This window comes from Clostridium sp. CM042 (assembly GCF_055080995.1).
On the sequence record NZ_CM143646.1, the window covers coordinates 3797663 to 3810709 of the forward strand.

8 protein-coding genes, 1 other RNA gene and 2 riboswitches are annotated in these 13047 nt (G+C 32.2%); all 9 genes read left to right on the top strand.

Features of this window, described 5'->3' with window-relative positions:
• Positions 1-98: 98 nt before the first annotated feature.
• The 9 genes from ACWJJ7_RS18080 to ACWJJ7_RS18120 all read left to right on the top strand — a co-directional run bounded on the left by ACWJJ7_RS18080 (position 99) and on the right by ACWJJ7_RS18120 (position 13045).
• Positions 99-1127, top strand: a complete 1029-nt coding sequence (locus tag ACWJJ7_RS18080) for a deoxyguanosinetriphosphate triphosphohydrolase (RefSeq protein WP_462963322.1) — start codon at positions 99-101, stop codon at positions 1125-1127.
• 221 nt (positions 1128-1348) lie between these two features.
• On the top strand, positions 1349-3118 hold the full coding sequence (dnaG, locus tag ACWJJ7_RS18085) for a DNA primase (protein WP_462963323.1): 1770 nt from the start codon (positions 1349-1351) through the stop codon (positions 3116-3118).
• 22 nt (positions 3119-3140) lie between these two features.
• Positions 3141-4238, top strand: a complete 1098-nt coding sequence (gene rpoD, locus ACWJJ7_RS18090; protein WP_462963324.1) for an RNA polymerase sigma factor RpoD — start codon at positions 3141-3143, stop codon at positions 4236-4238.
• A gap of 119 nt (positions 4239-4357) precedes the next feature.
• Positions 4358-5245: a PH domain-containing protein gene (locus ACWJJ7_RS18095; RefSeq protein WP_462963325.1), complete on the top strand. Its 888-nt coding sequence runs from the start codon at positions 4358-4360 to the stop codon at positions 5243-5245.
• Positions 5246-5256: 11 nt separating this feature from the next.
• Positions 5257-5946, top strand: a complete 690-nt coding sequence (locus tag ACWJJ7_RS18100; RefSeq protein ID WP_462963326.1) for a tRNA (adenine(22)-N(1))-methyltransferase — start codon at positions 5257-5259, stop codon at positions 5944-5946.
• Positions 5937-6752, top strand: a complete 816-nt coding sequence (locus tag ACWJJ7_RS18105) for a Nif3-like dinuclear metal center hexameric protein (protein WP_462963327.1) — start codon at positions 5937-5939, stop codon at positions 6750-6752. Before ACWJJ7_RS18100 ends, ACWJJ7_RS18105 begins: the two co-directional genes overlap by 10 nt.
• Positions 6753-6803: 51 nt before the next feature.
• Positions 6804-7174, top strand: an RNA gene (gene rnpB, locus ACWJJ7_RS18110) — RNase P RNA component class A.
• 134 nt (positions 7175-7308) lie between these two features.
• A riboswitch (glycine riboswitch) is annotated at positions 7309-7397 on the top strand.
• Positions 7398-7400: 3 nt separating this feature from the next.
• Positions 7401-7514: riboswitch (glycine riboswitch) on the top strand.
• A gap of 152 nt (positions 7515-7666) precedes the next feature.
• Positions 7667-9010, top strand: coding sequence for an alanine/glycine:cation symporter family protein (locus ACWJJ7_RS18115; protein WP_462963328.1), 1344 nt, complete (start codon positions 7667-7669; stop codon positions 9008-9010).
• Between the two features lie 240 nt (positions 9011-9250).
• Positions 9251-13045, top strand: a complete 3795-nt coding sequence (locus ACWJJ7_RS18120) for a phosphoribosylformylglycinamidine synthase (protein WP_462963329.1) — start codon at positions 9251-9253, stop codon at positions 13043-13045.
• Positions 13046-13047: the final 2 nt, after the last annotated feature.

Consider the following 13047-nt stretch of genomic DNA (forward strand, 5'->3'; position numbering starts at 1 on the left):
TAATTTAATTTGTAGAATACTAACTAAGGTGTCTTTAAAAAATAATAAGCATACTTATCAGCTGTTTTTTGAAGATACCTAAATTTAGGAGGAAAACCATGGATATTCGCAAAAAAATAGAAATTAATGAAGGTAATAGCATTATACGATATGGGGCGTTATCTCTAAACTCAAAAGGACGGAAAGAATTAGAAGATAAGGATGAGGTAAGAACCTGTTATATGGTGGATAGAGATAGGATAATACATAGTAAATCATTTAGAAGATTGAAGCATAAAACTCAAGTATACATAAAGACTAGTAGTGATCACTATAGAACAAGATTAACACATACCTTAGAAGTTGCACAGATAGCTAAAACTATAGGGAGAGGCATAGGCTTAAATGAAGATTTAATAGAAGCCATAGCGATGGGTCACGATATAGGACACGTACCTTTTGCTCATAATGGTGAAGAGGTGCTTAATGATATTCTGCCACAAGGATTTAGACACAACGAAAATAGCATTAGAGTTTTAACAAAAATTGAAAAATTAGGTGCTGGGCTTAATTTGAGCGCGGAAGTACTAGATGGAATTATTAATCATAGTGGGTTTTCTTCTAAAACTGGAAAGGCTGCAACACTTGAAGGTCAGGTTGTTAGGTATAGCGACAAGATTGCATACGTAAATCATGATATAGACGATTCTATAAGAGCGGGATTGTTAACTGAAGTAATGCTACCTCAAGGTGCTATTGAAGTATTAGGGGCAAATCATGGCAAGCGAATAGATACTTTAGTTAAAGACTGTATTTATAACACCATAAATAACTTAGATATAGGGGATATAGGCGTATCACTTAGTGAAAGTGTTGGAAGTGCATTGGGTGATTTAAGAAATTTTATGTTTGAAAATATATACAAAGGTGAAATATTAAAAGAAGAAAGACAAAAAGCACAATTTGTGGTAACGCATGTATTTAAATATTACTATAATAATCCACTGACTATGCCAGACTTTTATAAGAGCATAGTTAAGTATGAAGATCTATATACAGGGGTAGCAGATTATATTTCTGGTATGAGTGATGATTATTGTTTAATGCTTTTTAATAATTTATATGTACCTAAGGTTGTTATTTATTAAAATACGGAAGAAACAAATATTGGGTTTGGCAAACATATTAATATGAAATTTATAAATAAAAAATAAAAAATACAAATATTGAAGGAAATTTGTATTTTATAAAGAATATAGTATAAGCGAAGATAATTTTTTAAAAAAAATGAATTTAAAGAAGGATAATACACTTTTTTGTCGAATAAAATTATATTGTGAACTTATATAAGTAAGGTGGTAATAATCTATTGATTGCTGAAGATGTTATCCAAAAAATTAAGGAACAAAATGATATTGTGGATGTAATATCTGAAAGAGTTAAACTTAAGAAAGCGGGGCGAAATTATATTGGTCTTTGTCCTTTTCATAATGAGAAGAGTCCTTCTTTCACAGTGTCTGAGGAAAAGCAAATTTATAAATGCTTTGGATGTGGTGAAGCTGGGAATGTAATCAGTTATATTATGAAGGATAGGAATGTGAATTTTCCTGAAGCAGCAAGGGTACTCGCCGAGAGAGCTAACATTAGTATAGAAATGGACAGTGAAGAAAACAATGTACAAAAAGACATGTATAAAAAAATGTACAATATTAATGTAGCAGCGGCTAGGTATTTTTATGACAATTTAAGAAAGGATAAGAAGGCTGAAACATATTTCTTAAACCGAGGCATCACGGAAGTTACTATGAAAAAATTTGGTTTAGGATTTTCCTTTGATAAGTGGGATGGCTTGTTATTATACCTGAAAAGGAAAGGCTACTCAGAATTAGATTTACTTAGTATAGGATTAATTATTAAAAGTCCTAAAAATTCCTATTATGATAGGTTTAGAAATAGAATAATATTTCCTGTGTTTGATTATAAAGGCAGCGTCATCGGATTTGGAGGAAGGGTTTTAGATGATTCGAAACCTAAATATTTAAATTCACCTGAGACACCATTATTTCATAAGGGTCTACACCTTTATGGATTGAATTTTGTGATAAAAAATAATAGATCTCGAACAATAATAATTGTAGAGGGATATATGGATTGTATTTCACTTCATCAATATGGGTTTTCAAATACTGTTGCGTCGCTGGGTACTGCACTTACTATTAATCAAGCAAAATTATTGAAAAAATATGTAGACAAAGTTATTATTTCATATGATGCTGATATCGCAGGCCAAGCAGCAACTTTAAGAGGCCTTGAGATATTAAGGACTGAAGGTTTTGATTTAAGAGTGCTGATAGTTCCAAAGGATAAGGATCCAGACGAATATATAAAAAACAATGGAAAGCAGGCTTTTCAGAAATTAGTGGATGATGCTCTTCCTTTAATATATTATAGGATTAAAAGAGCAGGTGACGGAATAGATTTTTCGAATAGTGAAATGATAATACGGTATGTGAAAAAGGTTACTGAAATTATTGCAGATTTAGATCCTGTTGAAAAAGATGTCTATATAAAAAAGGTTTCTGAGGAAACAGGTATCAAAGAACAAGCAATATATGACCTATTAAGTGACGAAATCAACAAAAATGTAAAAAAAACCAAAAAATTGAATATGCAACAAGATTTTGGACAAAAATTATACTTAGAGCCAGCTTATATTAAGGCTGAAAGAAATTTGTTGAAATTTATGTTTATAAATGAAGAAAATTGTAATTATGTTACAGAAAACATGGACCTAGAACAGTTGGTACTTCAAAGTCATAAAAGTATATATACATTAATTGTTAAACATAAAAACTTAACAAAAGATGATAAAGTTAAAAAAATTGAATTTATATGTAATGATATAGAATGTACAAAAGAATGGATAAATACTATGGAAATTGAATTTTCTGGAGATGAAGAGGAACATAAAAAACTTATAAATGACTGCATAAAGGAACTTAAAAAATTCAAGTTAGAGGAGTCGAAAAAAGAAATTATGAATAAAATCAAACAATATGAATCAAAAGGTTTGCTAGAAGAGTCTATACAATTAGCTCAAAAACTTATAGAACTACAAAAAGATCTAAAACAATTATAGTATTTAGAAAGGAGGTAATATGATGAAGGATAAAAGTTCGAAAATGACTATAGTCAAAAAACTTATTGAAAAAGGAAAGAAAAAAGGATCCTTAACCTATAAAGAAATAATGGAAGAACTTTATGAGATAGATTTAAGTCCAGAACAAATAGAGAAGGTTTATGAAGTTTTAGAATCAATGGAGATAGAGGTTATTGGGGATATGCAGCAAGCTGCTGCACCTGAGACTGGAGCTCAAGCTGAAACTGAACCAGAAACTGAAGAACTTGATGTTAGTATACCAGAAGGCGTATCTATAGACGACCCTGTTAGGATGTATTTAAAAGAAATTGGAAAAGTTGCTTTATTATCATCAAGTGAGGAAATTGATCTTGCTAAAAGAAATGAAGAAGGAGATCTCGCTGCTAAGAAAAAACTAGCAGAGGCTAATTTAAGACTCGTGGTAAGTATTGCTAAAAGATATGTTGGTCGCGGAATGCTATTTTTAGATCTTATTCAAGAAGGTAATTTAGGACTAATAAAAGCCGTAGAAAAATATGATTATAGAAAAGGCTTTAAATTTAGTACTTATGCTACCTGGTGGATTAGACAGGCAATAACTAGGGCAATAGCCGACCAAGCAAGAACCATAAGGATACCTGTACATATGGTTGAAACTATAAATAAGCTTATTAGAGTTTCAAGGCAATTGCTACAAGAACTTGGACGTGAACCTCAACCAGATGAAGTTGCTGAAAAAATGGAAATGCCTGTAGCAAAAGTTAGAGAAATTATGAAAATTGCACAAGAACCAGTATCTCTAGAGACACCTATAGGTGAAGAAGAAGATAGTCATTTAGGCGATTTTATTCCTGATGATGATGCTCTTGCACCAGCAGAAGCTGCTGCATTTACAATGTTAAAAGAGCAATTAATCAACGTTTTAGATACTTTGACTCCTAGAGAAGAAAAGGTTTTAAGATTAAGATTTGGACTAGATGATGGAAGAGCAAGGACCCTCGAGGAAGTTGGAAAAGAGTTTAATGTAACTCGCGAAAGAATTAGACAAATCGAAGCAAAAGCTTTACGTAAATTAAGGCACCCAAGTAGAAGTAAAAAACTAAAAGATTATTTAGATTAGAACAGTATACTTAAAAAAACACCTTATTTAAGGTGTTTTTTCTACTCAGTGTAGAATCATGTATGAATATTTACAAGGTCGGTTTAAATATGTTATAATATGCTTTAGAAGGTGATTAAATGAAGAATTATATATCAAAGCGAGGACGCGGTTTAGGGTTTATTTTGCTCATGACTGCATTATATAATATATTAATCTTAATAGTGCTCAGGTTTACTAATTCATACATTGTAGTTAGTTTATTAAAGGTCTTATTAGTGTCTTGTAATATATATCAAGTATATTATATCTTGCTATATGCATCACTTAAATGCACTATTGATGACGAAAATCTTAAAATTTATGCTATTGGGTTATTAAAAAAAATAATTATACCATTAAATGAAATTGAAGGATACGCTATCTCAACTGGTGCAATTGAAGGTGTTAAGATTAATGGCATAGCTACGAGTAATTTTGCAATGGGTAGATTTGTAATTGATAAAATAGGAATGTGTAGAATGTTTGTTACAAATAATAAAAATATTTTTTACATAAAAACTAAAAACATGAATTATGCAGTTTCGCCTATAGGTTATAAAAAATTTGAAGAAACTTTAATTCATCATGATATACATGTAGTAGAGTGGAAATATAAAGTGAATAATAGCTATAATCTTCATAAAGACAAGCACTTCATTTTACCTTTAATGGGTGTAAGTATAATAATAATAATATTAACCTTAAATCCATTTATATTATATTTAAAACATAAGATACCTAATATTATGCCCTTAAACTTTGATGCGAATTTTAACCCAATAGAAATGGGAACAGGCAAACAATTTGCATTTACTCAGATGATTTACGGGGTATTAAATATGGCGTTGCTTTTTTGCATGTATTATGCAAGTTATTTTTGCGCAAAACATGATAGAAAATCAGCATATAAATATATTTATATGGCATTAATTGTGGCAATGATATTTTTAATTATGCAGTTTAAAATACTAATAAATTTTAGATAAGGATGAAAGATATGGAGCTTAGTATAAGATTAAAATGGATTGCAAGTATGATAGAAGAATGTGATAGTATTATCGACGTAGGCACGGATCATGGGTATGTTCCTATTAATTTAGTGAAAAATGGTGTAATAAAAAAAGCTATTGCCTCTGATATAAATAAGGGACCTGTTGAGAAGGCCAAAAATAATATTATTCATAATAATATGGTTGGGCAAATTAGTTGTAGGCTCGGAAGTGGGTTATCTACAGTTGAAAAGGGAGAAGTTCAGGTAGCTATTATTGCAGGAATGGGCGGTAATTTAATAAGAGATATCTTAGAAGCCCAATTAGATGTTGTTAAACAATTTAAATATATGATACTTCAACCAGTTCAAAATGCTGAGGTTTTGAGGGAATATTTATATATCACTGGATATGATATCCTTGATGAAGAAATTTGCAATGATGATGGTAGATTTTATGAAATTATCAAGGCAAGATATAATACTAAACCAGTAGAATTAGACAGAATATATTACGAGATAAGTAAAATATTATTAGAAAAAAAACAATTAGTAATGCAAAAATTTATAGAATATAAGTTGCAAAAATACTCGAAAATATATGATACTTTAAATGAAGAGACGATTTTATCGAAAAATAGGAAAGAGCAACTTTATCTTGTTATAATACGGCTTAAGGAGTTTTTAAAATGCTTTTAAAAGTAAGTACTATTGAGCAGATTATGCAGCAGGTTGCCCCACATATACTAAAAGAGGACTATGATAATGTAGGATTAATGGTTGGGGACAAAGATGCGCAGGTCACAAAAATTTTAATTGCATTAGATTGCACAATGGACGTAATTCGCGAGGCAAAGAATAAGGGGTGTAATTTTATATTGACTCATCATCCCCTTCTTTTTGTTAAACCCAAAACTATTACCACAGACACTTTAGTAGGGAAAAAAATTATTGAGCTAATTGTGAATAGTATAAGTGTATACGCTAGTCATACAAATTTAGATTCAGTTAAAGGTGGCCTTAATGATATTGTCACAGAAATTTTAGGGTTTACTAATTATAAGGTAATAGAGAATTCAACTATTCCAGGGTATAATAATGGTGATAATGGTATTGGAAGGCTAGTGATTCTGGATACCCCAATTTTATTAATGTCCTTATGTGAAAAGGTTAAAAAACTTTTAAATGCTGAGTATATTAGGTATGTGGGCGACAATAATAAATTAGTAAAAACTATTGCAATTATAAATGGAAGTGGAGAAGACTTTTTTGATGAGAGCATAAAATTGGGTGCAGATTGCATTATCACAGGAGATACTAAATACCATCATGTTAGTGATTTATTAGAAGAAAACATAGCGCTAATTGATGCTGGGCATTTTGCAACTGAATGGACACCGCTCATAATGTTTGCAGAAAAATTCAAAAAACAATTGATAGAAAATGGATATGACAATGAGGTTATAATTTCTAAAAATACACATGATCCATATAAAATTAAGTAATAATAAAATACTATTTGCTTTTATTTTAATAGTATGATATCATTGATTTTGCGAGTAAGCCAGACAATCGCTGCTAAGTATCGCGTGCGATAATTAGGAGAGGAAAGTCCGAGCTCCATAGGGCAGGGTGCTGGATAACACCCAGTGAAGGTGACTTTAAGGAAAGTGCAACAGAGATATACCGCTAAAGGCATTCTAAACTTTTAGAATGTACTAGCAAGGATGGAAAGGCGAGGTAAGAGCTCACCAGCGCAATGGCGACTTTGCGGCTATGTAAACCCCACCTGGAGCAAGATCGAATAGGAGAACATTATGAGGCTGCCCGTCTCGTTCTCGGGTGTATCGCTTGAGCCTATTGGTAACAATAGGCCTAGATAGATGATTGTCTAATACAGGACTCGGCTTATAGGCTTAGTCGTACCAAAAAACACTCACTTTATAGTGAGTGTTTTTTTTGTGTAGAAAAGTATAAATATGATAGTAATTAAAAAAATAATTGATTAAAAATGAAAAATATGGTATAGTCATGCGAAGTATTACAAATTAATAATTTCGGATGAAGATATTTGGAGAGAGATGTATAACATCCACCGAAGAAGTTAAACTTTCAGGTATCCATTTTTGGAGAAGTACTGATATTGGACGAACCTCTGGAGAGACTTATACAAGCACCGAAGGAGAAAGCTAAACATTATTTAATTACATATTATTTGTATGCAATTAAATAGTGCATTAGTGAAACTCTCAGGTAAAAGGACAGGGTTATTTTCAAGAGGTCATTTCATTTTGATCTCTATTTTTTGCGTGCTTTAAAAAATAATCGTCTTACAGAGTATTAATTGGTATAAATATATTCTTTACACAAGAAATTTTTTATCTAAAAAAATTTTAATAACTAGAAGGAGTGTGTATTTATGAATTTTTTATCAATTATTAAAGGTATTAACGGCGTTTTGTGGGGGTATGTATTAATATTTTTGTTATGTGGTACTGGAATTTATTTTACAATAACTTTAAAATTTGTTCAAGTTAGAAGATTTAAAGATGCATTTAAAAAAACTTTTGGAGGAGTTAAATTCGGAAATAAAGCAGGAAAAGATGGGATGTCATCTTTTCAAGCCATGACAACTTCAATAGCTGCTCAAGTAGGAACGGGAAATTTAGCAGGAGCCGCAACTGCTATAGCATCAGGAGGACCGGGTGCCATATTCTGGATGTGGCTAAGTGCTTTCTTTGGCATGGCAACTATTTTTGCAGAAGCAGTGCTTGGCCAAAAGTATAAACAGACAGTTGATGGTGAGGTGACAGGAGGACCTGCTTATTATATTAGTAAAGGCCTTGGGAGCAAAAAGTTGGCAGCATTTTTTTCAGTAACTATAATAATTGCCTTAGGATTTATAGGAAATATGGTACAATCTAACTCAATAAGTGCAGCAATAAGTTCAAACACCAATATTCGTATAATCATTGGCGTTATAGTTGCAGCATTAGCTGGTATGATTTTTATTGGAGGAGTAGGTAGAATTGCAGCATTTACTGAAAAAGTAGTTCCAGTTATGGCTGTATTTTATATATTAGGTAGTGTAATAATCATTCTAATAAATTTTGCTAATATAGGAGAAGCATTAAAAATGATATTTTTAGGAGCATTTAACCCTAAAGCTGCTACTGGTGGTTTAATAGGTGTTGGGGTAAAAGAAGCGATGAGATACGGCATTGCAAGAGGGTTATTCTCTAATGAAGCTGGAATGGGTTCGACACCACATGCACACGCAGTTGCAAAAGTTAATCATCCAGCTGAGCAAGGATTAGTTGCAATAGTATGTGTATTTATTGATACCTTTATAATTTTAACATTAACTGCACTTGTTATATTAACTACAGGAGCATTAGATGGAAAAACTACTGGTATAGCTTTAACTCAAAAAGCTTTTTCAAATGGTATGGGAAGTCTTGGAGGTCCATTTATAGCTATAGCACTATTCTTCTTTGCTTTTTCTACCATAGTAGCGTGGTATTTTTTTGGAGAGGCCAATGTTAAATACTTATTTGGCAAAAAAGCATTAACCCTATATAGATGCTTAGTTCTTGTATTTATAGTATTGGGTGCCGCTCTAAAGGTTGACCTAGTTTGGGAACTTGCAGATACTTTTAATGGATTAATGGTTATCCCAAATTTAATTGCATTATTAGGACTAGGAGCGTTAGTTAAAAAGACTTTGAAAAATTACGAAGATGATTTTGAAAATAAAAACTAAATTTTATAATTTACTTTTTAGAATAAAACAGGATGGCATAGTTATGCCATCCTGTTTTTGTATTAGTATTAAATCATCACCTGCGGTGCTTCAATAATATTATAGAAAAATTAAAAACCGCTTTATTCTAAAATATGCTTTTATAATTGGATGAAGTATATTATAATATGATTATAACGAATTATAATATAAAATGATTGCTTAATATTCGTATAAATCTAAATTTTGGAGGTATTAATCATGAAAAATAAGATATATAGGTTATATGTAGAGAAAAAAGCGAACTATAATGTTGAAGGTGAAAAAATATTAAGAGATATAAAAATAAATTTAGGTATATCGAACTTGGATGGGATTAGATTAGTTAATAGATATGATGTTATGGGAATAACCAAGGAGCAGTACCTCATGTCAAGGAATACAATATTTTCTGAACCTACAGTAGATCAGGTTTATGATGAAGAGTTAGAGATTCAAAAGTACGATACTGTATTTGCTATTGAATTTTTACCAGGGCAATATGATCAGAGGGCAGATTCAGCTGCTCAATGTATACAAATTTTAACACAAGAGGATAAACATATAGTTAAAACTGCAAGAATTATTGTATTAAAGGGAAATATTACTAAAATAGAATTAGATAAGATTAAGAGATATTGCATAAATACTGTAGACTCTAGAGAAACAGAGTTTGATAAACAAAAGGATTTACAGCAAAGATTTAATGAGCCAGAGCAGGTAAAAATAGTAGAAACTTTTATTAATATGAATGACATGGAGTTAACTGAGTTCTTAAAAAGTAATGGGCTTGCTATGAGTTTTGAAGATTTAAAATATTGTAGAGATTATTTTAGTGAAACTGAAAAGAGAGACCCTTCTATAACGGAGATAAAAGTTATAGATACATATTGGTCTGATCACTGCAGACATACAACTTTTAATACAGTTATTGAGGACGTCTACATAGAAGAAGGCAAATATTCTAAACCAATCAAGATGGCTTACGCCGAATATTTAGATGCTAGAGAATTTGTTTATGATAAATCAAATAGGGACGTAACACTTATGGATATGGCTGTTATTTCCATGAAATATTTAAGGAAGAAAGGGAAATTAAAGGACCTTGATGTTTCAGATGAAATAAACGCCTGCAGTATAATTGTGGAAGCAGACATTGAAGGAGAGAAGGAAAAGTGGCTAGTAATGTTTAAAAATGAAACACACAACCACCCTACTGAGATAGAACCTTTTGGTGGTGCAGCTACTTGCCTTGGTGGATCAATAAGAGATCCATTATCAGGTAGAAGTTATGTGTATCAGGCAATGCGTGTTACTGGCTGCGGTGATCCAAGGGCGAAAATTTCAGATACCATAAAAGGTAAACTTCCTCAAAGAAAAATAACCCTTGAAGCTGCTCATGGATTTAGTTCTTATGGAAATCAGATAGGACTTGCTACAGGACTCGTTTCTGAAGTTTATGATGAAGGCTTTGTGGCTAAAAGAATGGAAGTAGGGGCAGTTATTGGAGCGGTGCCTTATAAGAACGTAGCACGGGAAAAACCAATGGCGTCTGATGTTGTTATACTTCTTGGTGGGAAAACAGGACGTGATGGATGTGGAGGAGCTACGGGGGCATCCAAGCAACATAGCGAGAGCTCACTATTAACTTCAGGCGCAGAAGTTCAAAAAGGTAATGCACCTACAGAAAGAAAGATTCAAAGACTATTTAGAAATCCAAAGGTTACATCGCTTATAAAAAGATGTAATGATTTTGGTGCAGGCGGAGTATCCGTAGCTATAGGGGAACTCGCAGATGCACTTATAATAAATTTAGACAAAGTCACTAAAAAATACGAGGGCTTAGATGGTACGGAGCTTGCTATATCAGAATCCCAAGAACGTATGGCTGTTGTTGTTAGGTGCGATGATGCTAGCGTATTTATAAAACTAGCAGAAGAGGAAAATTTAGAAGCTGTAGTAGTAGCGCAAATAACTGATGATAATAGGCTTAAAATGGTATGGAAGGGAAAAACTATTGTTGATGTAAGTAGAAGTTTCTTAGATACCAATGGAGTTAAACAACGTATTAATGTAAAAGTAGCAGCTCCTAAAGAGAATGAATACTACTTTTCAAAAGATTCAAGATGGAGTGAAGGTAATTTAAAATCAATAAAAGATTTATGGAATTCTAATCTATCAGACTTAAATATTTGTAGTCAAAAGGGATTAGTTGGGAGGTTTGATAGCACAATAGGGGCAGGGACGGTACTAATGCCTTTTGGTGGAAAATTCCAGAAAACACCAATTCAGTCCATGGTAGCAAAATTGCCTGTACTTCGCGGAGATACAAACACTGGTACAATAATGTCATATGGGTACAATCCTAAATTGTCAATTTGGAGTCCCTTCCATGGAGCTGCTTATGCAGTAATAGATTCTGTAACAAAGGTAGTAGCTAGTGGTGGCAATTATGAAAATATTAAACTAACATTTCAAGAGTATTTTGAAAAATTGTCAAAAGAACCTTATAAGTGGGGTAAAACATTTTCATCACTTTTAGGAGCGCTACATGTACAAAAACAATTTAGCATAGCGGCTATTGGCGGAAAAGATAGCATGTCGGGTACATTTAATGATATGAATGTACCACCAACACTTATATCCTTTGCCCTAGATGTTATAAATACAGATAAGGTTATATCTCCAGAGTTTAAAAATGGAGATAGTCAGGTTGTTTTAATTTACGCAAATACTTGCGAAGATGGATTACCTGATTTTGAAAAGCTTCGTCAAAACTATAAATTAGTTTCGAGGTTAATAGATAGTGGCAAAGCGTTATCAACCTATGCAGTAGGGATGGGAGGCTTGTCAGAAGCTATATCAAAAATGTGTTTTGGTAATAAAATAGGATTTGAATTTAAAGAAGATATTAAGGTGGAGGGCATATTTAAAGATGATTATGGTAGCATTGTAATGGAAATAGATAAATGCACGCTTTCAGAGCTAATTAAGGAGAATTTAAATATTAAGATACTTGGACATACTCAGGTAGAACCATTTATCAAAGTCTTAGGGGAAACTATTAGTTTAGAAGAAGCGCTAAGTAATTGGGAAGGACCTTTAGAAAGTGTATTTAGCACGAAAGTAAATACTACTAAAGTAAATAGTAGAAATGACAAAATTTATGTGAATGTTGAAAATTCAAAATTGAAATCGACTCCTACAATTAAAATAGCAAAGCCTAGGGTTATAATTCCTGTGTTTCCAGGTACTAATTGTGAATATGATTCTATGAGAGCCTTCGAAAGGGCTGGAGCTGAAGTGGAAATTATGGTAATAAAGAATCTATCATCAAGGCATATTGAAGAATCTATAAAAGCTATAGAAGAAAAAATAAAAAGTTCTCAAATTGTTATGCTTCCAGGTGGATTCAGTGCTGGTGATGAACCAGATGGGTCTGGTAAATTTATTGCTACATTCTTTAGAAATCCTATAATACGCGAAAGCATACATCAGTTATTAAAGAATAGAGATGGATTAATGCTCGGAATATGCAATGGCTTTCAAGCCTTAATAAAACTTGGGTTACTTCCCTTTGGTGAAATAACGGATATAACACAAAACAGCCCAACCTTAACGTATAATGAAATTGGTAGACATGTATCTTGCACAGTGCAAACTAAAGTGGTTTCAACCCTGTCTCCTTGGCTTAGTAATTTAAAAGTTGGAGATGTGCATTCCGTGCCAGTATCACATGGAGAAGGTAGGTTTGTAGCAAATGAAGAAGTAATTAAAAAATTATTCGCAAGTGGTCAAGTAGCCACTCAATATGTAGACTTTGACGGAATGCCAAGTTATGATATAAACTTTAATCCTAATGGTTCAATGCATGCTATTGAAGGAATAACTAGTTTGGATGGAAGAGTTTTCGGTAAAATGGGTCACTCTGAAAGAGTAGGCGTTAACACATTAAAAAATATTATCGGTGAGAAGGATCAAAAGATATTTGAGGCAGGGGTAAATTATTTTAAATAAAA